Here is a 26,064-nt window from a genome sequence, read left to right on the forward strand (position 1 = left end):
CTATTTCTTTGGGCTGCGCAGGTCCATCGCTAGTGCCTCGCGAATTTTGGGGTGCAGCGGTAATCGAGTTTCTTCTGCATCTGTGATGTGTTCGTCTGCGCCGGCCGACCGCCCCATGACGACGTCGAACCACTGTGCACGATCCTTTACCACGCGGAACATCTTTTCGTCGTGAGTGCCGGCGAGGTATGGCTCATACACTTCGATATTTTTCCCTTGGCGTTCGGCAAACGCGCCGATGCGATCTAGCCGCCCGGTGCGCTGCTCGAGCACGCTCGGGTTCCAGTCCAGGTCGTGATGGATGACAAACCGGCACTCCTGGTGAAGGTCGATACCTTCGCCCATGACTGAGCTTGCGACAAGCAAGTCTGGGGAGAACGGTGTGTTGAACAGGGCGATGAGACGCTCCCGGACATCACGTTCAGTACCTCCGTGCGCTCGTCGGACGGGGTGGAGGCTAGCGCCGCGCCGCATGGTCTGGTCATCCTCGGTATGTGCGCCGAGCAGTGCGGCGTTGAGGCGGGCGAACTCGCTGTCATGCTCGTCCTTCGGGTTGGTGGCCTCGATCTGATTGCGCGCTCTCGCGAGACGCTCGGCGAACAGACGCCATCGATCAAGCAGGACAATGCCGCGAGGGTTGGCCCCGTTGATGCCTGCCCACACCTCCTCGTCAGTGATGCTGATACCGAGCGGTGTGTAGCGAATGAGGTAGCTGGGCGTGCGCAAGTGTCGAATTGCAGCATCGACAACGAGGTCGAGGACATCCCCGTGTCGGCCAGCAGCTTCAGTGAGTGTAGCCTCAAGGAGCTGCCGAATGCGCTCATACGACGAGGAGTCGCGTCGAAAGAGGCGATCAGAGATCCGGCTGAGTTCATTGCGGGTCTCCTCGACTGAGCCGGTGCCGAGCGCTTCTGATGCCCGCAAAAGAATAAGGCTGTCGACGTGTTTCGCCAGTGCGCGCTCGACGGCCTCTCCAGTCTTGATGAACCAGCAGAAGATAAGACACTTCTCGCCCTCGAGCCAAAGCTGTGCGGCTTTCTCGACAGTGGCTCGTACTTTGGGGTGCGCGTCACGCACATCGACATTTTCCAATGCCATGTCGATCTCGCGCCTGTACCAACCAACCGCGTCGGACGCCGTGCCGTGACTTGGTGTTAGTGCACCATCGCTTTCGCGGTCCTCTTTCGCCAGGTCACTATCGCGCCCCTCGTCTGTGTGCCCCGACCCAAGACGTCCGAATGCCTCGTAGGAGGAGGCAATGCCGTAGGCAAAGAGTGGACGCGTATTCATTTCATCGAGCGCTACTGACTGTGCACGCGCGGCGAGCAAGAACGGTAAAGCGGCACTCTCAGGGATCTGGAGACCACCCGATACGCTGCTTCCGTTGGCGGTGATAGCTGCGCCGGCGTGGTAGTCCCGCCGGTGCGGACGCTCATGGCGGATAACCCACGGCTGTAGCGCCGCATGCATCTTGTGACGGGCCTTTACGGCGAGTTTCGCGTGCTCCCATGCTTCGCGGGCGACAGCACCGATCTCGGCTGAAGGTGGCGCGGCTGGCTCCCACGCATCGAACACGGCCAGTTCGTCTGGTGAGAGTCGACCCCAGGCACCGTCGAGGGTGATGGCATTGGCTTGCGCGTCCGTGAGCACCCTTTTCAATTTATCCAGGCGTTCCTTCAAGGTGTGCGCAGGCGGAGGCTCGAGCGTTCGAACCGATCCCATGCGACTGAGGACCTCGATGAGTTCCGAGTGGCCGAGTTCGAACGGCGTCGCCGTCAGAAATAGCATCCTGCGAAAGATGCCTGCAAAGGCCCCCGCGCCCGTGTTGCCAGATCGTTCCCCGAACAGTTGGCTGATCTGAGTACGCGGGTTCTTGAGGCGGTGCGCTTCGTCCACTATAAGCAGCGGCAGGTCCAGGTCGGTGGAGGAGAGCATCCATCTCCATGTGTCCTGCGTGGCTTCGGCCAGCGCCTTGCGTGCCGTCTCTAGGCGCTGGCTGATGCCCGCGGACGAATTGATTGGCAGCGCATCGGTAATGACGGCTCGGAGGTCATGCAAATGGAGATTGCGCGCGGCACCTTCGAGCGCCTTCGGCACTGGGTCGTCAGCCAGGACTTGGCTGGTGAGGTGCCTCCATGTTTCGCGCCACTTCGACGGCGCGGTATCCAGGAGCTTGGCCACACGGTCGGGGGTGAACTGGGGATTGCGGATCAGCCCGGTCCGCCCCGTAGACCACTTCACGATGCGTTGCCGAAGTTCAGCGCCGTCTTGCACGCTACGGGTTGCATAGTGAAGCAGTGCGAGTTGGATAAAGTTGTCCTTCAGCGTCGCCGTCAGCGCAGTATGGGTAACTACGATGATGTGTTTGCGGTCTTCCGGATGGTCATCGAGCTGCTTCAGGAACTCCTCACCGCTACGGATGGGCTGATCCACACAGCGAATACCGCTGCCTGGTTCAAGGAGCGATTCGCTGAATTTTCGCCACTCCCGCACCCACTTATCGGCTACCGCCGCCGGTACGAAGATTACGACTTGCCCTAGATCGGGGGTGGAGAGGATCTGGCTGACTGCAACAGCCAAGGCAACGTACGTCTTTCCCATGCCGACCTGATCGGCCAGGATTACTCCCTCCTGAGTCTGCAGTCTCCGGAGGATGTCGGCGGCAGTGCGACGCTGGCGAGTCCAGTCTTCTTCGAAGCGGGGCTCGGTCGTTGTACGAAGGCGGTTTGTCAAAAGGCCAGGCATTCACGAGTCTCCTTGACAGCGCGGCGGGCGTAGGACGCGAGGTCGGCAGGTTCTTCCCCGACCCGAGCCCGAAGAGCGTCGAGTCGTCCGAGGCTTTCGTTGACAAGCGAAAGCCCTTCGGCGCGGTCGATATGTTCAAGAACGTGCCCCCAATTTACACGTCCGACTGCGAGGGCGATCTCGGCAATGGTGAAGATGGCTTCGGCCCTGGTCTGCTGACCAGTTTCGTAGGCTTCGGCAACCTTGGTGGCAACAAACTCGGGGCCGAGCGGGCTAGCGAGGCGTGCACGCAATGTGTCGGCAGTGATTGCCCGCTGTTCGAGACGGCGCTGCATCGCGCTGAGTGACGCGGCTAAGGCACGCCCCTTGCGCAGCAATGACCCTTCGACCTCGAGTCGCTTCAGCGGATCCAGGTTGATCCCAGACTTCCTTTCCGCCTCCTTGCGCTCCAACTCCTCGCGCAACGTCTGCGCCAGTGAGCGGCCGCTCGCAAGCGCATTGAGCAAGTGCTGCGCACGGAGGCTTGACAGCGCTGGCCCTGGCGGTAGATCGTGCCGGTCGTCGGCAACCACCGCCCACGGTAATTCATTGCCGTCACACCTTACGAGGACATACATTGGCAGCGCCTCCTGCATCAGCGCGATTACTTCTGTTTCGGGCCTGCTGTTCGCCTCCCACTGCGTTCGCGTAAGAAGCGGTCGATCACCAGCAGCAAGACTGATTTCCCAGGCTGCCGGCATCTCGTTGTTCGCGGTGATACCGAGGTGCAGCTCCCATGCTGAGCGATTCAAGCGATGCGTCACCCTGCAAAGGCCAAAGCAAGTTGGCAGCGCTGGCAATTCGGCTACGTCCTCATCCTTCGGCTCGACCTCCTCAGCGTCCGAAGGGATGTTCTTGCCGAGCTCGATGAGATTAAGGAGTGCCTTGCCCTCCTTGCTGCTCCGGGGCGCCCCGAGCCAGACGTTCATCTCACGGTGGCGCCCACCCGGTGCGAGGCCGAGCCCAGATTTCGTATGGTTGGAACTGCCAACGAGTGCGGCGACCCATTCCTTGCTCTCAATGAGCAAGCACTTTGCGTGAAGTGTGCGAATCTCATCGTCCAGTGCTTTGAGTTGCCGGACCGAGTCGACAGCTTCAGCGAGATGTTGCGAAAAGGAGATCTGTCCGCGCGGGCCGAGGACGACGGCAACGTGCTGGGAGCGCTCGTCCGCGGGACGCCCGGTGAGCAGTTTCCGGGTGGCGGCCAAGGCCGTCGGATCCTTGGAGTCCCAGAACGGTGAGAGATGCGTGGCACAAAGCGGTTGTGGCCCACTCCACACGGCATTCAGCCGGTCGAGTGGTCCGGTCGTCATGTTCGTCGGGGCAAAGGCAACGCGCACAGCCAACCGCTCTGCCGGTTGTTGGGCGATGCGCTGCCGCAACAGCCGCAGCGTGCTTACCGCACGTGCGAATACCGCTGCGCCGGCGTCGTAGCCGGGGACGAGCCGCAGGTACGACTCCAGCTCATCGGCAATGGCGTTTAGAACGTCAGGTGGAAACAGGCATCCGGGCCCAAGATCGGCCGCAAGGCCGAGCTCGATCTGGCGGCGATAGCCAGCCGCAGTGAGGTTTGCCGAGCCGAGGATCACCCGCGTCGCGTTTTCCCAGAGCAGTACCGTGACCTTGGCGTGGAGCAGACCACCGCTAACCTGGCAGCTCAGCATGTCCCAAAGCAAAGACGTGCGCTGAACTGGCGCACTGCGGTCAGCCAGAACCGTCACACGCGTGTTCTGCAGCAGTTCGTGGAGTTCGACGCTGGCGACGATATCGTCGACGGTCCCGCTGTCCTCGTTCACGCTGGAGACCTCAAGGAAGCGGGCGAGGCAATTCTGTTCAAAGAAGTCCGGCTCGAATGCAAACGTTGTGGCCAGCATCGCGACCGGGTCACCAGCATTCGCGGGCTTCTGCCAGAAATCTAACAGCGGTGTCGGCTTCATGCGGTCTCTCTCAGGAAGTTTGCCAGCGTCACCAGACGCATCGGGTGCGCCCATATCTCGTCCTTCAGATCTCCGCTCTGATTCCGGTATGGAGTGCGGACGGTCCAGTCGCCCTCGATCCGGTCGAGCCAAGAGAGCTTCTTCTTGCTGGCTTGTACCTCTTCGTGGCGCTCGATCAGCGCGTCCAGGAATTCGCCAGGCGTGAGTCGATTTGCAAACAGTCGGAATCCATGCGCCGTGTCGTTGCTCAGCCCCACATCGTTCAGGTTCGCCACAGAAGCGATGGCCCGCTGCACGAGGTCACCGATCCTTGGAGCCAATTCCACAAGCCCTGGAGTCTGCAGTGCGTGGGTCGGGGCGATCACCGAGCCGTGCTGTTGCGTTGTATAGGCGAGGAACCGCCGGAACGTGTTGTCGAGCGCGGTGGCAGCGTCTTCGTAGTCGATGGCTGCCTGAAGTGCCTCCCCCGTCAGCGTGCTTGACCCCGGCAGCAGTTGCAATGCCAAATCCCGCTGTGTCGTGTCGGCAGATGGAGGACTCGCAACCAGCTTCGCAGTGAGTTCGTTACGGATGTCGTGCTCGCCCGTGGTGATGAGTTCGCGCAATTCACGCCGCTCATTTGACCTCGCCTCCCGAGGGGCAAGGTAGTCTGAGAGTTCGCGCAGGAGTTGCCCGGTCGGCGGTAGAGCGCATTCTCCTTTCTCGATCGTGCGCTTGCAGGCGTCTGTGATGTCCCTGCGCAGTTTCCCGCCAGGAGAGCCAGAGACGCCATCGACGTAACCGGGCAGTTGGAAGTCGCGCTCCCACGCGTTTACCAACCGCACGGAGTTCTCGGCCGGGAGGTCATCTGAGGTAAGTACGCCAACATCGCGGGAAAACGGTCGATAGACACCGGTGAAGCCAAAGACTCGAGGGCCATTGAGGTATGTCCGTCGACTCAGCCGCTCATTCGCCGCCTTTGCGCGCGCGGCCTTTTGGCTGCCGGGTAGCCCCTCAGTGCGGCCATTTCCAGGATTGCGGACGATGGCTTCGACGACAAGCCATTCGAAGGCGATGTCGACGGTAGTTTTTCCTTGGTCCGCAGTCAGTTCATGCAGCGTCTGGTACGCGATGGCACCAATGGCGGAAACCGTGACGAAGCGAGGTTGGGCCATCCGGGCGCGGATCCCGGGTGCTAACACGTTCGCGATGCGATCCGCTATTGCACCAAGCCCAAGCGGGTCGAGTCCCCCTTCACCTACTGCACCAGGATCGTACGCGGACAGCCGCGGCAGTTGATCGAGCAATGACATGGCAGATTGTCAAACTGCCCGAACGTTATAATCGAAGCGCACTAGTCCTCGGCGTTCAACTAGTGCTGCTGCGAGCATCGCCGTATTGCCGCGAAAGCAAATGAGATCGTACTTGCGTTGAAAGAAGAAGGGCCTGAACACCCCAAAACTCTTCACTACTGCAACGGCGGCGAGAGCCTTGTCTGCCATTGCCATATTCCGTTCAAACATCTCTTATTTGTCCCGAAAGAATTTTCACAACCCCGTGCATCGCATACGCGTCGAGCGCGCAATTATCGCATCAGCTATTTTTTCAGCAGCATTTTGTTTGCACTGGCATTTCCAGCCAAATCGCCAGAAGGTTGGCTCTTCGCGCGGACCTTGCGGCAAACGTGGTGCGCCACCTGAGTGATCAATCTATGCATCTCAGGCTTCCGAAGCCGCCAAGCGCCGCACATCGCTCACCTGGTTTCCGAATCCGCGAAGCCACCATTCAAGTTGTGCGGTTTCGACGACGGTCGCATGAATCTCGAACTGACCGCCAATCTCACGGACTTCCTGATCCATCGACAAGGGCGATTCAAGTAGGTGCAAGCCAGCTTCCTTGTCGATTCGGAAGGTAAGACGAATTCGTTTTCCCTCTCCAAATCCAAAGCGACCATCTGCGTCGTACTTCTGCAAATCGAAGTTCTTCGGCCGTTCGAACGAGAGCGTGGATGCCTGGGCAGATGAAATGCGGTGCAAGGCGAGGCTGCGCTCGTTTTCGTATCCCTCGTAGCGACACACCAGATAGAGCCTGCAACCTTGCTGTGCCAGCCCTAGCGGCATCACCCTGGCGTCCTTGCGTTTGCCTGCGGCATTCCTGTAGTCCACATCTAGCCAGAAGTTTGCATAGAGAGCGTTGCTGACTGCCTCGAACACACCAGGCTTGATCTTTGGTGCCAGCAACGGCTGGGTCGTGCTGACCACTCTCACTTTCGAGAGCCACTCCCGTTCACGCTTGCCGGTGGGCTGTTGCACGAGATTTGTGTGCGCCTGTTGAAAAAAGCCTTCCATGGACTTCATCAAACTGCTTGGCAACAGATTGCACAGATGCTGTTCCGCCAGCGCCAGCATGAGCGATTCCTGCTCACTGAGCACCGGCAGCGATAGTCCGCTAGCCCGATCCTTCCAGCGATAGCCATACGGCTTGCTGCGATCATCGCGCTCGATCTCGAAATGCGTGCTGAGCATTTCGAGTTGGCGCTGGATGCTACGCAAGTCCCTGTCGTGGCCGGCATTCTTCAACTGCTCATGCAGCTCGCTCGCAGCGATTTTGCGATTGCGGGGAATGCGGCGCAGGAGTTCCAGGGCCAGTAGAGCCGTTTCCAAGGTGTCAGGTCGCTTTGGCATGTATTACAGCTTCAGATCGCTTCTGCCGGCAAGGAATTGCCAAAGCCGCACCATGGCGAAGGTATCCAGGCCGCAGTAGGCAAGGAGCTGCTGTGCTATCTGGTCCTTGCGGGCGCGTGTGGTACTGTGGTGAATGGCTTCCTGGTAGGCATGCATGGCCATGCCGCCGTCCTGAACACCTTCCAGTGCGTCGTAGCGTAGATCGGGCGCGATTGCCGGAAGAACGCGTTTAATGCTCCAACTGCCGTGCTGGCTGGGATGGTAATAGCGACGCCCGGAGATGGGTAGCAGATCTACCACGCGCGCGATGATGGCGAGTAATGCGGCTTCAAACCAAGGAAAACGTTGTGCGAGTTCGCGCATGCGCGTGATCTCGAATGCGGCGTTGTAGACGAAGACGGGCCCATTTTCCCCGCAACTCGCAATCAGCGCCTTGGTGAAGGCCAGCGAGGGATCGTCTCCCGACAAATCCAGGAAGGATTGCTGTTCCAGCTTGCCCGTGTGCGACAGGCGGTGCACGCTGAACTGAAAGGGCAATTGCTGGTAGGGGCGAGTCCCTTTCCAGATGGGCACCGCGAACTGAATAGTCTCGAAGTCGAGAAAGTATGCGGGTAGCTTATGGGGAGCCAGTTCACCAGCCGCGCCTGTGGCATCGAAATAGGCCTGTCCAGACAAGGTGTGCGTCTTGACGCGGAGCTGCAGCTTGTTCAGTAGCGTGTCGGGCACGTCCCGCAGATCGGAGACGCCTTCTCCCTCGACCAGTGCCTTGAGTGCCTTGGTCTGAATGCGCGGCAGCCATTGCACTGGATACTCGGCCTGAGGTTCCTGGTGCTGGCAGTAGGCGAGGAAGCCGCACTCGTAAGGTGCACCGCAGTGTTTGCCCGTGCGTACTGGTGGCTCGTCGGGGCGAGCGCCCATCGCTTGTGCGTCGGCGATCCAGTCCTTCACTTCTTCTCCGCGAGTGAACGCTTCCGCCGTAAGATCGTTCTCCACCAGCAGCCCACGATAGTCCTCTGCGCCGGGATAGGTCCAGGCACTGTCGATGTGGGCCAGCGCGATCGAGGCCAGTGGCACACCGGCGCTCCTTGCCACGAAAGCTTGCACAGCCACATCGTCGCGGTGGTAGTCCTTGACGCTGGTGGTGGACTTGACCTCTACCATCCGCCAGGCTGGCTCTGCGCCGTTGCGCATCGGGAGCATAACGTCGGCGAAGGCCAAGGCCCCGGCGGCCACAAACCCGGCCTCGAAGATGGGCTGCGAGAAGCGGAGCAGTTCGGTGCTGCGCGCCAATGCCGAGGCATAGCCATCCTTTTGTGCGTCGATCAGGATGCCGGTCCTCCCCGGATCATAGAGCTGCTGGGCGATTTCCCCCACCTGATGCCCGACGTGGAAGGCGGCTTCCGTCGCGGCCGAATCCTCGCGCAGGTCACTGCGGTGAATCTCCAGCCATAATCGCTTGGGACATTGACGAAAGGCCATCAGCTTCGACTTCGATAGGGAGCGCATTTTTATTCTCGCGAGCAGGCTGCAGTATTATTTCACGCAAATGTGAATCAGAGAAAGCCAATTGCACAGTTCGTCTCGTCCTTTACCGCGCATTCGGCCTCTAGCGCCGTGACAAAATCGGAGGGGGACATGAAAGGCCGGAAGCCGTGCTGGCGCATGACGGCGGCGAAATCTCCGGGCGTCAGCATCTCGAGCCGGCCGAGTCGTGTCTGCAAGTCCGCGGTGGGCGCGGGGAGCGCTAGCAACTCGCACTGGCGACGGAGCAGCTCCCATGCCGGTCCGGATCTCAGGTAGTGGAATTTCACCTTCAGATCGAAACGCCGTAGGGCCGCCTGGTCCAGGCCGTCCATCAGGTTAGTCGATGCCAAGAACACCCCGGGGAATGACTCCATCTGGGTCAGCATTTCATTGACGAGGCTGACCTCCCAACTGCGCTGGGCGCTGCGCCGGTCCTGCAGAAAGCTGTCCACCTCATCAATCAAGAGAACCGCCCCATCTTGCGCGGCTTGCCGGAAGGCACGGGCGATGTTCTGCTCGCTTTCACCTACCCATTTGGAAATAAGATCGGAAGCCCGAACTACATGGAGTGGGGTCTCAAGTTGCTCGGCCAGCCAGCGGCCATAGGCGGTCTTGCCGGTTCCCGGTGGCCCGTACAGACAGAGCCGTCCAGCTCGGGTCCGCGCCAGTCCGGTAGCCAGCACGGTTAGGTCAGCGTCCGCGTGGACGAAGGCTGGGTCATAGGTCTCCGGCAAACGGTTGGGGTCCGATTTTGCGATCGGCTTGTGCCCCTGGGCTTCCAGGGTATTGCCGATGAGTAATTCCATGGCAGTAGCAGCGCCATCCGGGCCGAGCTCCTGCTGGATCGCCCGCACTACTGATGCCGCGCGTGTGACGATGGCCGGTGCAAGCACCTCAGATTCTGCTACGCGGTGCACGCCGCGAACGTCAAGCAGTCCGGCGCAGGCGCTCTCGATGATCCTCGCGCGTTGCTTGCGCGGAGGCACAGGCAATTCCAGAATCATGTCGAAGCGGCGCAGAAAGGCGCCATCCAGCCCGCGCGCGGAGTTCGACAGCCAAAACGTGGGCACCGGGTTGGCCTCCAGTGTCCGATTGATCCAGGCTTTGCGAGTCTGTGCAGTGCTCTTGCGCCCAAACAGACCGTCGCCGTCATTAAAGACGTCCTCCACCTCGTCGAACAGGATTAGCGCTCGGCGTTGGCTGAAGAAGCTCTGGGCGGCCCGGAAGGCCCGCAACCGCCGCTCGCCATTGATTGGATCCCCATCCCCGCTCTCACTGGCAACCTCGAAAATCTCGGAGCCGAGTTCGTGTGCCAACACCTTGGCCAACTGACTCTTGCCGGTACCGGGTGGGCCATAGATGAATACGTTCACACCCTTGCGCCCCTCCGTTATGGCACGCCGCAAGTAGGGCTGTAGCACCTGCAAGGAGGCCTCCACGTGCCGGTAGTCGTCCAGCCCCAAATGCGCCGGCCCGGCCGGCGCGACGGTGTCGCGCAGCAGGCAGACCGGATCGGCATCGGACGAGACAATGTGGTCGGCGAAAGTGTCGGAGAGCAGGTCCAGTTTGCCGCTAAGCGAAGTGCGGCAGCTGCGGTCCACGGACACCAGACCCGACTGAGCGAGCACCCCATGTGTGCTCAGGGCGTCCCGCACCTCCGCCTCGGAGTAGTCGAGCAAGAGTGACAGCACCTGGAAGACCTTCGCGGCCGACAGCGATCCCAGCCAGTCCGCCGTATCGTCGAGCAGGCGCTCGTTCTTGAGCATCACCACGAATGCCAAGATGCTGCAATCCAGTTCGGATAGTCCTACCAGGCCTGCCAGGCGGGCAATGTTGCTGACCAAGAAGACGGGCATGTTGCCGTCGGCGTCCTGGTACGCGCTCTCGGCGTCTTGGTGGAGTTTGCGCAACCGGCTTCGTACCAAATGAGGGTCAAATTCCGAATCTTCGGGATCCACGTATTCGCCAAGGCCGATCAAATGTGCCAGGGAATCATTGCCGAAGCCAGTGCGCTGGATGAATTCCCGGTGCGCGCCAAGCGGCACGAGTAGGCGCATCAGCCAAAGTCGGACGGCGGCAGGTACGTTCTCGGGCGTCGGGGCAGGGCGGGGTCGGCGGCGCAGCAATTCGCGAATCTCCTTGTTCATAAGAGAATTGTCCACGGACCTGCGACAGATTGTGTCGCATCTAGCCGGCACTTTGGGCCGGGGGGCTCGACACGGGTCACGGTGCCGTCCGCTCGTCGTCTTCTGGGGTATCCTCGGGCAGTTCCACGAGACGGAGAAATCGGATGGCCCGCGTTGTTCCCGATGGCTGGGAGACCATGGAAGGAGAAGGCCCGCTTCAGCGGGAGCTCGATACGCTCACCGTGCTGGCCGCCGGTTTGCCAGATGGCTACACGATCTACCACGCCGTGCACTGGACCAATGTGGAGCGCACGCATGCGATTTACGGCGAAATTGATTTTGTCATCATGAATCGCGCCGGCCACCTGATGCTGATCGAGCAAAAAAGTGGACTCCTCCTCGAGACCCCCGACGGCCTTGCGAAAAACTACCGTGGAATGATCAAGTCGGTGCCGGTGCAGATGGGCCGCACGGCCGACGGGCTGCGCGGCAAGCTGATGCGTGCGCTCAATGGGCAGCGCGTGTTCATTGAACACCTACTATATTGCCCAGACCATATCGTCCAGTCGCCACTGACCGCAGGTTTGTCTCCGGAGCGCATTGTCGATGCCCGGCGGCGTGACCAGCTCTGCGGCTTGATTCAGCGCATCCTCCCGGACGGGGAGCACGACGCCGTTGCTGAGCGCATTGACCGCTTTCTGTGCGACATCATCCAGCTCGAAACGGATGTCAGCGCCCTCGTTGGGCAAGCGCGCGCGCTCGTCACGCGCGTATCCGGCGGCTTGGCGCACTGGGCGCGCCAGCTCGATATCGAGCCGTTCCGTCTGCGCGTGACCGGAACCGCCGGCTCTGGTAAGACGCAGCTTGCACTCGCAGAGTATCGCGCGGCCATCGTGAGCGGAAGGCGGCCTTTGTATATCTGCTTCAATCGGCCGCTGGCGGATCATTTCGGGCACATCGCACCCGCTGGCGGCAGCGTCTGCACATTTCACATGCTGTGCGATCGGCTGCTCAGGCATGCCGGGATGACGCCGGACTTTTCGCAGCCGGACGCCTTCGCGAATTTGGTGGCCGCTGCTCTGGATCTGCATGTGGCACCGGAATTCTTGTTCGACACCGTGATCGTGGACGAGGGCCAGGATTTCGCACCAGAGTGGTGTGATCTCGTCCTCCGCCATGCCAAGCCGCAGGCTCGGGTGCTCTGGCTGGAAGACCCACTACAGAACATCTATGGCCATCCGCCCGCCGAGCTTCCCGGTTGGGTGAGGCTGCGCGCCAGCAGCAATTTCCGCAGCCCACGCCCAGTGGTCAGGCTTCTGCAGTCAATTGTGCCTCTGGGGGCGGAAATTGAGGCGGCCGCGCCCATCGCAGCAGATGAGGTTGAATTCCTGGTCTACCGTGACGCGGTCGAGATGCGCGAACTCGTCAAAGAGGGCATTCGCCTATGTCACGCATCGGGCTTCCGCAAGGCGGACGTGGCGCTACTCAGCTACCGCGGCCGAGAAAGCTCGCGCCTGTTAGGCTTCGACCAGCTTGGCCCGCACACGCTGAGTACCTTCACGGGTGCCTATGACACGCACGGGCAGCCAGTGTACTCACAAGGCGATACTCTTGCCGAATCCGTCTATCGCTTCAAGGGGCAGGCCGCGCCGGCTGTTGTCCTTGCCGAAGTCGATTTCGAGGCGCTGGACGAGAAGGCGGTCATGAAGCTTTTTGTCGGCGCCACGCGGGCTACCATGAAGTTGGTGATCGTGCTGTCCGACAAGGCGGCCGCGGTATTGTTGGAGCGGCTATAGCCCCCGTCCCGCGCCGATATCCATTTGCCTCGCGAGGACTGGTACGGCACTGATATATCGGCCTTTAGTATGCGGCCCAAGCCCAGGATGACCATCAGTTTTCAGGCGAGGTGTCCCCTGGGCTCGGCATACTGTCACTTCTCATGCGTCCGGCTTGGACTGTAGGCGCATCCCGATCCGTTGGACGTAGAGCCACACCAGCGGCATTTCTTATCGCCGCTGCCATGTCTATGCGCCTTCGTGGGGCTGTAGGGGCAACCTCTGCCGTGGCTGCTCGATCCGCAAAACTCGCACTTCCTATCATCACCGGTGTGCTCATGCCGCTTGTGCGGGCTGTAGGCACACCCGCCACCGTAGCTGCTGGAACCGCAGTATCTGCATTGGCTCATGGTAAGTCTTCTCCTTGATAAGAATGGGCCAGCATGTCGATCTGGCGTTGGATGCACTCGATCCAGTCTGGCGAAACCGCTCAGAATTTCGCGCTCGGCACGCGTGGGGTGCGGGGGTGACCACTGCCTGACGCATTCTGCGCGGACATCTGCTCAGCTGATGCGCAGATGTCCGGCAATACTGACCTCCACACCTTGGAGGCATAGGCGAGTCACTTCGACCTCCGGATAGGAAGCTTAAAATGCAATGGCCTGCCGGCAATTCAGGCGCTATCGGAACGCTAACGCCGGAGCAGCGGACAATGCGGGAATTACATCGGAAAAATGGTGGAAATGGGCGAAATGAACGGATCGGGCGGTAATCCAGTCGATGTCAGTGTACGTAGTTTCAACGAACTGTTTACTTCGAAAGACTGGCCCCTTGCGGTGGATACTTATCAGCGCGGCTTTGTATGGCGCCACGACAAGATCGCGCAACTGATAGATGACCTGGTTGCCTATCAGAAAATTCAGACCTCCAAGCCCCCGTACTTCATGGGTACCGTCTTGCTCCACCGGAGTGCCGAAAAGCAGAAGCGCTACGTGATTGACGGGCAGCAGCGGTTGACCGCGTTATGCGTGCTCTATTACTGCCTTCACAATGAGTTGCCGCCGCAGTGTGCGTTGCGCTATTCGCCCGCGTCGGCGAACTTGATCCGTGCGGCGGCACGTCAATTCCGGCAAGCGACGAAGAGGCCCGACGCCACGCTGTTCGAGTACGTAAAGTTTACCGTCGTACAGGTCGACCAGGTGGACCTTGCGTTCACGTTCTTCGATACGCAGAACAATCGCGGCGTGCCGCTGCATGCTACCGATTTGCTGAAGGCGTACCACTTGCGGGCGGTTACCGGTGAGACAACCGCCCAGCAGGAAAACCTGCAGACACAGTGCGCCAGGCGTTGGGAGCAACTGCAAAATGGCAAGGCGGTGTTGTCGCATGAACAGGCATTGGTGCAGACGATGTTCACGCGATTCCTGTGGCGGGCCCGGCGCTGGACGGGCAGGCGGGCACTCGAAGGCAATCACGACGCTCTGCTGCATGAATTCCAGTCGCAAAGCTTGCAGGCGAGCGACGCCCATAACACCGTACCGCTCTATCAGGCCCGCAGCAATCGGCGGGCCCTGACGCTGACGCTTGCCGAGGATGGCCACGGTGCGTTGCAATTGACCGAGATTTCATTGAGTCCGCATGCTGCCGACTTGCCTTTTGCGATTCGGCAGCCGATTCATCGTGGTCTGGGCTTTTTCCTTTACGCGGACAAATATGCTGCAATGCTCGGACAGCTGATGCGGGACACGACCAGCGATCGCGACGTGCTGCGCTTTCGCGACGTGTACCACGGGCTGATGCGAAAGAACTCGCTGTTCCTCGAGGAAATCTTCCTGCTCTCCGTGTTGTTCTATGCGGACCAGTTCGGCAGCCAACAGCTGTGGGAGTTTTCGCTTTGGCTCGAGCACGCATTGGGAGCGGTGCGGGTCGAGAAACAGCAGGTCAGGCAGGAGTCCGCGCAGAAATTTTTCCGCGATGCGCCGGTGATGAACCTGCTGGACGTGATTGCGGGCGCCTTTCGTCCGGACCAGGTCATCGGACACCTGAAAAGCCATCGGTACGACAGTTACCACAGCGAACAGATCGATGTGGAAAAGGATGGTGTCCAAGCCACGTATAAGCGGGCGGTTCTCGATTACTACGGACAGTCGCGCGATTGCAGCCTTGCGGCGAAGGGCGAGTGGGTCGCAGGGCGACTGTCGAAGGGACAAGCATGACGACGATGCAATTGAATTCCAAGCTGTACAGCCTGGCGAAGCTCACGGCCGAGCGTCCTCATTGGCGCTTCAACGTGCCAATCTATCAGCGGCTATATGTCTGGGGCGGAGATCAGGTACAAACGCTTCTCAACGACCTGATCAACGCATTCGAGCGTGGCGAGTCGCTCTTCTACCTCGGCAGCGTGCTGGTGGTGGAGCAGTCCGCTTGTGACGCGGACGGAGCGGAGCCGCCGCGCGTGTTCGACCTAATCGACGGCCAGCAGCGTTTCACGACGCTCTGGATGCTGTGTCACGCGTGGCGGCGTGCGCTTGAGCCGTTCCTGACGGTGCCGACCGGTGGACCGAACGAACCGAGGCTGCGCTTCGCCATTCGCCCAGAGGTCAATCGGATGCTTGACTCGTGGGCCAGTCAGGATCCCGCGTTCGTCGAGTCGGAGGAGGCCGGTCTGGAACGCATGGGGCAGGCCGTCGAGTGCATGAAGCAGTTTTTTTCCGCCCGGGCGCTAGCCGATGCCGGGACGACGCAGGTGACCGATTTGGAAGGTCTTACCCGGTTTGTGTTCGAGAAGGTAAACTTCGTGGTGACCGAGGTGCCGCGTGAGACTGACCTGAACAAGTTGTTCGAGGTAATCAACAACCGCGGCGTTCAGTTGCAGCACCACGAGATCCTCAAGGCGCGCATGCTGGATGCACTGGACGAGCGCGAGCGTGCAAGCTTTGCGGTGCTTTGGGACGCCTGCGCCGACATGGACAACTATTGCGAACGAAACCTCGCGGCGCTGTCCGGCTTGCCAGCCTACGAAGTCCACGCGCTGTACGCAGGCGGGCGGCTGGGCGACGGAAACGCAGTGCGGACCGCCACGGCCATCCATCTGAAGGCCACTGGCGGCCATCAGGCGCTGGACCTGACGGCCATCCTTGGTGCCGAGTTGGATGACGCCGGTGATGTGCCCGAGGACGAAGACGTCCTCGCCTCGGGGCGTGTGCGCTCGATCGTCGGGTTTCCGTTGTTGCTGCAGCATGTACTGCGCATTTGGCTATGCCGGCACGAGCGGCCCGATTTGCCTCGTATCCTGGACCGTGAGTTGTTGGCGCTGTTCGATGCGAATTTTTTCAGCGTCGAACCGGGCGCGCAACATGTTCGCGAATTCATCGACCTACTGTGGCAAGTGCGGGTGCTTTTCGATTTTCACGTGATCAAGTGGGTGGATCGCGGTGATGACGACATTCACCTGATCAGCAGCGTGGCAACCAGCACCTCGGTGACCAAAAGCGCGCGCCGGAGCTACATCAACCGATCGAGAGATGCCGACTCCCACCGTGGTTTTGCGTTGCTGCAAAGCATGCTGTATCACTCACAGGAAATCACGACGCACTACTGGCTGACCCCGTTGCTGTCATTCATGGTTCGGTATCCGGACGCGACGGCCCAGGTATATTTCCAGTTCCTGCAGCACCTCGACAACCATCTGCTTTGCTCGGCGGCTGATGCCCCCCTGGTTGTCCGCACACGGTCGTTCATGGAAGAACCATGGCAGCAACGGCGCCTCGTATTCGGGGACATGCTGACCAGGCCGGAGGGCGTGAGATTCGCGCATTACTGGTTCTACAAACTTGAGTTCGTGTTGTGGCACCAGCAGGAGCGAACTTCGGAAGCGTGGCAGCGCTTCCGGCTGACTGCGAAAAATTCCGTCGAACATATTTCACCGCAAACGCCCAGCAAGCGAGACGACAATCGGGCCGAACAAATGATGGATCGGTTCGGCAACCTGGCGCTCGTTTCGCGCAGCATCAACTCCGAATACGGCAATCTGCCATTCAACGAGAAGCGTCAACGTTTCCTTAACAACAATAAATCCAAGCTGGATTCATTGAAGATGGCGCTGATTTATGAAAACGAAACGTGGAGCGACAGCCTGGCACTGAAACACGAGCAAGACATGCTCGGATGTTTCGACCGCTATGTCGCGTCGTGCGGGAGTGGTTCAGAGTGGCAAGCTGAGTGATCTTGAAAAGGGAACAGTCTGGCGCGCGGAGGTGGCGGCTGCTCGATCTTGCCGGACGCTTCGCACATCGGCGCTTGCGGAGTCGCAGACCGACCGCTCTGCGAGGTGGCGGGGAGGTAGAACGTCATCACGGATTTGTGTGGTGAGGGCAGGTCTCTGGGGCCTGATCAATAGTTCGTCATGACGGAATACAAGACAATGTGCGGCAAAGCACTCATACTACAATTGCCAGAGGCGGTTCGGGATCTATGGAATGCGCAACAGGCTTTGGCAAAGCATTACATCCACACTGGTTTGCGGTTTACATTGGACGGCCGTCTGGTTGGGGACATTGCCGAAGCCTTGGCGTTGCAACATTTCGACCTCGTGTTCCCAGAGAAGCGTACAGGAGGGGTGGACGCGTTAACCAAAACAGGAAAGACCGTACAGGTCAAGGCGACTGGCAAGGATCACTCCGGCCCGGCGTTCACGCCAGGGAAAGGCGGCGCTGATTATCTGCTCTTCTTCAGGATAGACTTTGAGACGAACACCGCGACGGTTGCCTATAACGGGCCCGAGGCGCCGATTCGCGCGCTCCTGCCGAATGGCGACTGGAGCGGGACAAAGGTGGTCGCCCTTGCCGACGTTAAGAGACTGGCGGCAGTAGTGCCGAGAGCAGAGACTCTCCCACTTAAGCCGGCCGATCTGTTGGCGGGCTGTTGACAAACGATCTCAAGTGGCGGTTTGAGGTTTTCGACGATACCCGACCCCTCACCCTTGATGCTCCCTTCTGTCTGTCTATCCAACCTTGTTGAGAGGGAGTTCATGTATTGCATCCCTCAGAAGTGGGGGCTTGAGCGGGTTTCCCGCATGATCCCTATCCGGTACGATTGGGCTTCAATTTGCCGTCAAACCACTAGCAAATCAGGATGTCGACTTCGAAGAACTGGCCACGTCTGGAATCAGAGATCCTGGCCTGCATGCCGACGGCGCCGGGAGAGCCGGTTGCCTCCGGACAGATCATTGCGGCCGTTCGTGCCCGTTTTCCTCTGAACCCACCCAGCCGTCATACGATCCAGCGGGCGCTCGAGAACCTGGACATCGGAGGCCTGGTCGGCAAGGAGGGCACCTCTCGTGACAGGGTCTGGTGGCGGACTGGAAAGCAGGCGCCATCGGAGCTGGCGCGTCGCCCACCGCTGGAGTTGGCCATCGCCTTGCTTACGTTGCGGCGCCACGCCCCTAACCATCTGCCTGGCCATGTCATCCAGGGGTTGGAAGCTTACTTCGCTGGCGCCGAGCGGGTGCTGAGCGAAAGCCCCACCGACCCTTCGCTGGGGGATGCGCGCGCATGGGCCAACAAGACCGTGCGCGTTCATGCCGGCTACCCGTTGGTGTCCCCACCAGTCCATAGTGACATCCTGAACGCCATTCGCAAGGCGCTCTACACGTCGCGGGTGCTCGACGTGGCCTACCAGAACTCGCGGCTCGATACCGACACACCAGACTCCTATCAGGTGGTGCCGCTCGGTCTGGTGGAGCGTGGTCCCGTCCTATATTTGGTTGCCAGTCGCCAGCGTCGTGATGGCTCCTTCAAGATCTACCAGTTGCGGCTTGACCGTTTTGCCTCGGCGGCCTGCACGGACACGCCCGGCGTGCCCGATCCCGATTTCGACCTGGACGCATACGTCCGAGACGACCAGTCGTTCTCGTTTATGCCTGAAGGGCAAATCCTGCTCGAGCTTCGCGTACGCGAGGAGGACGGGTATCGTCACCTGTTCCGGGAGCAATGGCTGGCGTCCGATCAGAAAATCATCGACGAGCCTGGCGGTTTTCGGCTCAAGGCCACGGTCACGCTGTCTATCGCGCTGCGCAACCTGCTGATGGAGCGCAGCGCGCGCGTCGAAGTGCTATCGCCGGCCACGTTGCGGGACGAGATCGCGGAAGGCCTGCGGCAGGCCATCGGTCGCTACGAAGCGAACGCGGTGGATGTGGCCTGAGCTAAGTCAAGCGCCCGCGAGGTCCACCAGCTCCGTCGGCCATGGGTAGGCCACGAGGACTTCCGCCGACAAGTCGTGCGCGGACGGCCGACGCCGAAACATCCGCATGCGTTCATGCATGAGGGGATTGAGCGAGACCACGTCGTCCATGACATGAGCCGCTGCTGCAACCACCACGCGGGCGGGGGTAACACAACTGAAGTTCAGGGCCGTGCGGACGGCATCCAGTACGCGGTGCGCCAACGCGTCGCAATCCGGGCCTGTTTCCTTCGACAACACGCACAAGGAGTTCGTAGCGGCCAACGCATGAATGCTCCAGGGCCGTTCCCCCAACTCAACCAGCAGGGGTTCCATCATCGTGCGAGCGAGGATCTCGAGGGATGTTGCAAGGCTTCGCGCGCCAGACAGAATCCAGCAACCTTGCCGACGATTGGGCAGATGATGCGTCGAGCCCAAGACCAGTGCTACCTCGCTGGCGCCGCGGCGGAATGCCTTCTGCATGGCTTCCACGGGGCCCATGGCATTCCAGCGCGCGCCGCCGAAGTCACCGCTCAGACGCGTGGCGTCGACCAGGTGAATGACGACGTCCGGTCGCGACGCGGCCTTCGCATCGATCGACCATTTCAACCGCCCGCCGAAATCGGGCAGGTCAGGCAGCAGCCCAGCGGCCTCCTGCTCGGAAAATCCCCAGTAACGCAGCAGCACCTGCTGACGGCGTGGCTGGATGATTGTGGTCTGGTGATTACCCGAGGCGGTGGCGAGATGCGACATAGAGTACATGCGTGGTCCTCCTGATGAGTACGACATGAGCGCATTGTTGCCAGCGATCTGCGCATTGCATGCTCAGATGGTGCGATTCAATGTCGATCATCGCGAAGACCTCCACAGCGAAGGAGCTTGCAGGCATCCCTCGTCCGGGGGGATGGCACTTTGGGTGGAGCCGTTCAGCATGTCGGCCTTGCCGCCGTTGTCAGCGACAATGTTGGGCAGTGCCGATCAGGAGTAAACAGGCAATGACAGTAGGCCATCGACAGACCATCATCACACAGGGCCGATTCGCCGCGCAGACGCTGCGCCTGGACGCCGCGCGCCACGGGCGGCAGGGCGTGCAGGTCCTCGCCGTGGACCAAATGGCGGCACGGCTGGCAGGCGGATTCATCCAGCCGCTCGACGACGACACGCTGCTGGCGACCCTGCAGGCCGTACTACCCGATATCGATCTCGGCGAGCTCGACAAGATCCGGATGCTGCCGGGCATGGCCGGCGCGGCTGCTGACACGTTGCGAAAGGCCTGGCGGGCCGGCATTGACCTGCCGGCGCGCGCGGCGGACCATCCGCGGCTGACCTCCCTGGCGCGTCTCGAGGCGGCAGTCGTGGCCAGGCTCCCGAAGGCTATGCTGTGCCCGCCGGATCTGGCGCGCGCGGCGATGCAGCGTATCGAACTGGCGCCGCGGCTGTTCGGCACGATCGAGTGCGTGGGCTTGGCTGACGTTGCGCCGTGCTGGCGCCCGTTGCTGCTGGCGCTGGCCGCGCGGCTCGACTTGCGTTGGCGGGCCGGACCTCGCCCGGTGCCCGAATGGCTGGCGCTGCCTGCCGCCCAGGTGGTGACCGAGCCGGCCCGGACACCGGCGATGAGCGTCTTCAACGCGGCGACAGCGCAGCATGAAGCCATCGAGGCTATGCGCTGGGTGCGCGAACTGCTGGCCAGCGGACACGTACGGCCCGAGGAAATCGCCATCGCCGCGGTGTCGCCGGCTGACTATGACGACTATTTCCTGTCCCTCCGGGCCGATGCCAATCTCGATATCCACTTCGTGCACGGCGTGTCGGTGCTGGCCAGTCGGGAGGGGCAGACCGCGGCCGCGCTTGCCGACATCCTCGTACGAGGCCTGTCGCAGGTGCGCATGCGGCGGCTTGCCCGCCTGTGCGCCGGCGGCAAGGGATTACTCGGCGGACTGCCGTCGAGCTGGACGCGTCTGCTGCCGGCCGATGCGCCGATGACTTCCGGTGCGGCCTGGAGCCGCTGGCTGGCACGGCAGGCGACGCAGGACTGGCCGGACGAGCAGGACCACGGGCCGACGCTGGCCAAGGCGCTGTCCCTGCTTGGCCAGGGCGTGCAGGCAGCGCATGAGGCCGGCGAGGCGTTGCTCGAGAGCAGGGCGCTGGCCATCTGGAGGCGGGCATTGCTCGCCGGGCCGGCGGCAGCCGTCGACGTGACACTGGGGACGCTGAAGCAGGACGACGGGCTGGAAGCCTGCGCCAGCGTGGCGTGGGTGCCCGCCGCGTCGCTGGCGGCCGCGCCGCGTCGCTACGTGCGGCTGCTTGGCCTGAACTCATCGCGCTGGCCGCGCGGTGTGAGCGAGGATCGTCTGCTTTCCGACCATATCGTGCCGTCGGCGGAACTCGATCCCACGCCGCCTGGCGCCATAGATCGTCGCGATTTCGCCATCATTCTTGCCACTACGCAGGACGAAGTGGTGCTGTCGCGTGCTCGGCGCGATGCGGAAGGGCGGCTTCTCGGGCGGAGTCCGCTGCTGCACGGCCTGCCAGAGGAGATTTATCTGCGGCGCAACGGCGAGGTGGCGCACGCATTCAGTGAAACGGACCGGCTCCTCTCGCGACCCACGGAGTTTGCCGGGTTACCCCAGGCGCGGTCGGCTATGCAGGGTTGGCTCGACTGGCACACGCCGGCGCTGACGCCGCATGACGGGTTGGTCCGCACCAATCATCCTGTAGTCGCCGCGGCGCTGGCGCGCACGCAATCGGCAAGTTCGCTGAGCCGGCTGCTGCGCAATCCGCTCAGTTTCGTCTGGCAGTACGCATTCGGCTGGCGGGCGCCGCAAAGCGGCAGCGAGCCGATCGTGCTCGATGCCCTGAGCTTCGGTAACCTGGTCCACTTGGTGCTGGATAGAGCCGTGCACGCGCTGGAGGGCGGAGGGAGTCTGGCTGCGGCCAGTTCGGCAGCCATCGACGCCGCCGTGGCGGCGGCCGTTCAGGAGGCAGCAGCGCAGTGGGAAGTGGAAGCGCCGGTTCCGCCGGCAGTGATCTGGCGCCGCACGCTGGACGAGGCGCGCACGCTGGCATCGCTGGCGCTGCGGCATCGGGACGCGCGGCTGGCCAATGCTCGCGCCTACGGCGAAGTGCCGTTCGGCGGGGCCGAGCCGAAGCCAGGCAGCCACGCCGTGCCCTGGGACGCCACGGCGCCCGTCGAGATCCCCGGCACCGGGTTCCGCATCAAAGGGTATATCGACCGCATCGACATCGCGCGTGATGGCCGGCGCGCAGCCGTGACCGACTACAAGACCGGCCGCGCGGTGGAGGACGATGCGCGGCTGCGCGGCGGCAAGGAGTTGCAGCGCTGCCTATACGCATTCGCGGTAAAGGCACTGTTGGGCAATGACGTCGAGATCTACGCCTCGCTGCTGTTCCCGCGCGAGGGCGTGGACCTGCCACTGGCCGATCCCGAGCAGACGCTGGCCGATCTGGCCGGCTACCTGCGCATCGCGCGGCGCAGCCTGCTGGAGGGCGCGCTGCTGGCCGGCCCAGATGCTGGCGGCAGCTACGACGACCTGCGCTTTGCGCTGCCGGCCAATGCCTCCGCCACTTACCTGCGCCGCAAGACCGAGGCCACCACCATGCGTCTGGGCGCTGCTGTCCAGGTCTGGGACGCCCTATGACAACCACCATGACAAAGATCCTTGCCGATAATGAAGCCCGCCGCGTGGCGATCGCCGCGCACGACCGCTCGTTGCTGGTGGAAGCCGGCGCGGGATCGGGCAAGACTGCCGTGATGGCCGGCCGCATTGTGATGCTGCTGGCCAAAGGTGTCGCGCCCAAACGGATTGCCGCCGTGACGTTCACCGAATTGGCCGCGAGCGAGCTGTTGATCCGCGTGCGCGAGTTCGTGGCCGCGCTATTGGCCAATCCGGCGCAGCCGCCTGCGGAAATGGTCGCCGCGCTACCGAACGGTCTCGATTGGGCGCAGCAGGCCAACCTGGCTGCCGCCAACCACGTGATCGACGAGATGAACTGTTCGACGATCCACGGCTTCTGCCAGCGCCTGATCAAGCCCTATCCCGTGGAGGCCGATATCGACCCCGGCGCCACGCTGATGGACCGTGACCAGGGCGACCTGTCCTTCCAGGAGATCGCGGACGACTGGTTGCGTGATGCCTTGTCGCCTGATGACAGCCTGCTGGCCGAGCTGGCGCTGCGCGATCCCGATCAGACAATTGCGCTGGTGCACAAGGTGCTGAGGCTGCTGCGGCACAACCGGCACGCCACGGCCAGCCGGCCAAAGCCGCTGGCCGCGACGGGCGCGCTGTTTCTCCAGGCCAGCGAGTCGCTCGCGGCCTTTCTGCGCGAGTGTGGCGACGCGGCCGAGGCCGAGACCGTCGAGATCTCAGCATGCTTCGGCGGCATGGCTGCGGCACTCGCGCCGCTGCTCGATCGGGATGGTCCGGCCGCGCTGGCGGCGCTGCTCTTCACGCGTGCCGACGAGGCGTTGCTGACATCCTCTGGAAGCTTTGCTGCGTTCCGCAAGAAGGGCAAGTGGCAAGCGGCGGCGAAGCTGGCCGGTTTGTCAAAGCCGGATGCCGAGCGCCTCTGCGACCAGGCAGCGGCGTACTACGCGGCTTGCTGCGTGACCTGGGATGACTTCTCGCAGCAGATGGCCTCCCATGTGCTTGCCGAGATGGTGGCGCTGCTCGGGCCCGTGACCGAGCGCTTTCGCGCCTACAAGCGGGACGCCGGCCTGCTCGACTTCGACGACCTGATCCACGCCGCGCGAGATTTGCTGCGCGACCATGAGCCGGTCCGGCAGGCGCTCGCCGCGCGCTACGCGCACGTGCTTGTCGACGAGTTCCAGGACACAGATCCGCTCCAGTCGGAGATCTTCTGGCGGCTGTGTGGCGATCCTCCTGCCGGCGCGGACCTGTCCGACTGGAGCTGCTACCGTATCCGCGAAGGGGCGCTGTTCCTCGTGGGAGACCCGAAGCAGGCTATCTACCGCTTCCGTGGTGCGGATGTGGCCGCCTATGTGCAGGCGCGGGACGCATTTGCGGCGCAGGACGCCAGCAGCATCCTGACAATCTCGACCAACTTCCGCTCCCAGGCTCCGATCTTGCACTACGTGAACGAACGCTTCGCGGCACTGCTGTCGACGGAGATCGGGCAGCCCGGTTTCACCGCGCTTCACCCATTTCACGCGGCCGTAAGCGATTCGCCGTGCGTAGTGGCACTGGACGTGGTGCCGGCTGGGGCTGGATCGGACCAATTGCGCGACGCGGAAGCCGAGGCGGTGGCGGACCTGTGCGCGCGCCTGATCGGCAGCCATATGCTCGTCGACCGCAAGAGTGGGTCGCCGCGTGCGTGCCGCCCCGGCGATATCGCTCTGCTCGCCCCCACGGGCAGCGAGCTGTGGCGCTACGAGGAGGCGCTGGAGCGCCGCGGCGTGCCGGTGGCCACGCAGGCGGGCAAAGGCCTCTATCGCCGGCAGGAGATCCAGGACCTGATCGCGTTGACCCGGGTACTGGCCGATCCCGCCGACACGCTGGCGCTCGGGGCGCTGCTCAGGGGGCCGCTGGTGGGGCTCAGCGAGGAGACGCTGCTCGATATCGTCGCCGCACTGCCACTGCCGGACGATGCGCCGGAAGCGATCCCGCGCCTCAGCCTCGGCAGCGACGCGCAGCACATCGTCGATCCGCACGCGCGCGATATCCTGCAGAAGCTGCAGTCGCTGCGCCGCCGGGCCAATACCACTACGCCGCATGACCTGCTCGCCCAGGCAGTGGATGTCATGCGCGTGCGCCCGTTGCTGATGCAGCGCCATCGCGGGCAGGCCGAACGGGCGCTGGCCAACGTCGACCTCTACCTGAACATGGCGAGCGCCTATGCAGTGCGCGGCCTGCGGGCGCTGGCGATTGCCATGACCGAGGCATGGGACGACGAATCGCGCGCGCCGGAAGGGCGTCCGGACGCCCAGGAGGAGGCCGTGGCACTCTACACGATGCATGCCGCCAAGGGCCTGGAATGGCCGATCGTGGTGCCGATCAACACGATGACGCAGACCCGTGCTGCGGAGAGCACGCTGGTGGACCGTCAGAGCGGCTGCGTCTACTGTCCGGTGTTTGGCCTGTCGCCGGTGGGCCTGGACAAGGCGCGTCGGGCCGAGCAGGAGGAAGTGGGGCGCGAGCGCATCCGGCTCTGGTACGTGGCGGCCACCCGGGCGCGGGACCTGCTGGTGCTGCCGCGTTTGGCCGCGGACATGCGCGACAACATGTGGATGGCCCTGCCGCGTTTCCCGCTGCGGGAGCTGCCGGGCCTTGACGTTGCGGAACTGCCTGAGGCGCCCGGTATCGCCCCGGTCGAAGCGGGCAACCGGCAGACCCGTGCACTCTTCGAGGAAGAGGCCACGCGCATCGTCCAGTCACATCGCAAGCTCACCTGGCTGGCACCGAGTCGCGACGAAGGCGTCGGCAGCCCGCTGCTGGCGCCGGCCGAGCCTGCCGCCGTGACGACGAACCTCGACGAGGGGGCGGCAGAGGCCAGCTCGGCGCGAGTGCAGGGCGGTCGCGAACGCGGTCTGCTGATCCACAAGCTGCTCGAAGAGGTGCTGAACGGGGAGGTAGCGGATGATCCGGACAGCCTGCTGGCACGTGCCGGGGTGCTGATCGGCATGCTTGGACTGGTTTCCAACGACGATCCGGCGCGCGGGGTGTCGGCGGCGGAGATTGCCGGTTGCGTGGGCCGCACGCTTGTCTTGCCAGAGATTGCCGAGATCAGGCCAGTGCTGGTGCCCGAGTATGCGCTGCTGTCGGCGACGGCCACGGAAGCCGGAGAGGCGGCCACAGTGGGCATCGCCGATGCGGTCGGCTTCTCCTCCGATGGCAAACCGCAGGTGGTAGTCGACTGGAAGAGCGATGTCAATCCGACGCCAGAGACGATCGACCATTATCGCGCGCAAGTGGGTCAGTACTTGACGATGACAGGGGCGTCGCGCGGACTGATTGTCATGGCGACGTCGGGTCGTGTGGTGGAAGTCCGGATCAAATGA

The 26,064-nt window shown here is 62.4% G+C and carries 15 protein-coding genes; 7 read left to right on the forward strand and 8 right to left on the reverse strand.

The genetic code is table 11. The features are described from left to right. The 7 genes from ABDB81_RS13560 to ABDB81_RS13590 all read right to left on the reverse strand — a co-directional run bounded on the left by ABDB81_RS13560 (window position 1) and on the right by ABDB81_RS13590 (window position 11,055). Window positions 1-2,745, reverse strand: a complete 2,745-nt coding sequence (locus tag ABDB81_RS13560) for a DEAD/DEAH box helicase (protein WP_346811547.1) — start codon at window positions 2,743-2,745, stop codon at window positions 1-3. Further along, the gene (locus tag ABDB81_RS13565) at window positions 2,730-4,721 is read right to left on the reverse strand and encodes a hypothetical protein (RefSeq protein WP_346811548.1); all 1,992 of its coding nucleotides are present in this window, start codon (window positions 4,719-4,721) and stop codon (window positions 2,730-2,732) included. Before ABDB81_RS13565 ends, ABDB81_RS13560 begins: the two co-directional genes overlap by 16 nt. Then, window positions 4,718-6,013, reverse strand: a complete 1,296-nt coding sequence (locus ABDB81_RS13570) for a hypothetical protein (RefSeq protein WP_346811549.1) — start codon at window positions 6,011-6,013, stop codon at window positions 4,718-4,720. The genes ABDB81_RS13565 and ABDB81_RS13570 overlap by 4 nt, the downstream gene beginning before the upstream one ends. A gap of 9 nt (window positions 6,014-6,022) precedes the next feature. After that, a complete protein-coding gene (locus ABDB81_RS13575; RefSeq protein ID WP_346811551.1) occupies window positions 6,023-6,202 on the reverse strand; it encodes a hypothetical protein in 180 nt (59 codons plus the stop codon). A 216-nt stretch (window positions 6,203-6,418) separates the two neighbouring features. After that, window positions 6,419-7,384 carry a WYL domain-containing protein gene (locus ABDB81_RS13580; protein ID WP_346811553.1) on the reverse strand — a complete coding sequence of 322 codons (966 nt, stop codon included), beginning with the start codon at window positions 7,382-7,384 and terminating at the stop codon, window positions 6,419-6,421. Window positions 7,385-7,387: 3 nt separating this feature from the next. Continuing rightward, window positions 7,388-8,890, reverse strand: coding sequence for a DUF2779 domain-containing protein (locus ABDB81_RS13585; protein WP_346811555.1), 1,503 nt, complete (start codon window positions 8,888-8,890; stop codon window positions 7,388-7,390). 47 nt (window positions 8,891-8,937) lie between these two features. Then, window positions 8,938-11,055, reverse strand: coding sequence for an AAA family ATPase (locus tag ABDB81_RS13590; RefSeq protein WP_346811557.1), 2,118 nt, complete (start codon window positions 11,053-11,055; stop codon window positions 8,938-8,940). Between the two features lie 143 nt (window positions 11,056-11,198). Here ABDB81_RS13590 and ABDB81_RS13595 point away from each other — a divergent pair, with 143 nt between their 5' ends. From ABDB81_RS13595 to ABDB81_RS13615, 5 genes are all read left to right on the forward strand, one after another. Then, window positions 11,199-12,830 carry an ATP-binding domain-containing protein gene (locus tag ABDB81_RS13595; RefSeq protein WP_346811559.1) on the forward strand — a complete coding sequence of 544 codons (1,632 nt, stop codon included), beginning with the start codon at window positions 11,199-11,201 and terminating at the stop codon, window positions 12,828-12,830. A 722-nt stretch (window positions 12,831-13,552) separates the two neighbouring features. Continuing rightward, window positions 13,553-15,025: a DUF262 domain-containing protein gene (locus ABDB81_RS13600; protein ID WP_346811561.1), complete on the forward strand. Its 1,473-nt coding sequence runs from the start codon at window positions 13,553-13,555 to the stop codon at window positions 15,023-15,025. Then, window positions 15,022-17,034 carry a DUF262 domain-containing HNH endonuclease family protein gene (locus ABDB81_RS13605; RefSeq protein ID WP_346811563.1) on the forward strand — a complete coding sequence of 671 codons (2,013 nt, stop codon included), beginning with the start codon at window positions 15,022-15,024 and terminating at the stop codon, window positions 17,032-17,034. The genes ABDB81_RS13600 and ABDB81_RS13605 overlap by 4 nt, the downstream gene beginning before the upstream one ends. A 180-nt stretch (window positions 17,035-17,214) precedes the next feature. Further along, entirely contained in the window at window positions 17,215-17,736 is a 522-nt protein-coding gene (locus tag ABDB81_RS13610) for a hypothetical protein (RefSeq protein WP_346811564.1), read from the forward strand. Between the two features lie 206 nt (window positions 17,737-17,942). Then, window positions 17,943-19,010: a WYL domain-containing protein gene (locus tag ABDB81_RS13615; protein ID WP_346811566.1), complete on the forward strand. Its 1,068-nt coding sequence runs from the start codon at window positions 17,943-17,945 to the stop codon at window positions 19,008-19,010. A 6-nt stretch (window positions 19,011-19,016) separates the two neighbouring features. On the opposite strand, the gene ABDB81_RS13620 is transcribed toward ABDB81_RS13615, so the two are convergent. Then, entirely contained in the window at window positions 19,017-19,781 is a 765-nt protein-coding gene (locus tag ABDB81_RS13620) for a hypothetical protein (RefSeq protein WP_346811567.1), read from the reverse strand. 242 nt (window positions 19,782-20,023) lie between these two features. On the opposite strand from ABDB81_RS13620, the gene ABDB81_RS13625 reads away from it, so the two are divergent. After that, window positions 20,024-22,687 carry a PD-(D/E)XK nuclease family protein gene (locus ABDB81_RS13625; RefSeq protein ID WP_346811568.1) on the forward strand — a complete coding sequence of 888 codons (2,664 nt, stop codon included), beginning with the start codon at window positions 20,024-20,026 and terminating at the stop codon, window positions 22,685-22,687. Window positions 22,688-22,695: 8 nt separating this feature from the next. Further along, the gene (locus ABDB81_RS13630; RefSeq protein ID WP_346811570.1) at window positions 22,696-26,064 is read left to right on the forward strand and encodes a UvrD-helicase domain-containing protein; all 3,369 of its coding nucleotides are present in this window, start codon (window positions 22,696-22,698) and stop codon (window positions 26,062-26,064) included.

This window comes from Cupriavidus sp. DL-D2 (assembly GCF_039710735.1).
Lineage (GTDB): Bacteria > Pseudomonadota > Gammaproteobacteria > Burkholderiales > Burkholderiaceae > Cupriavidus.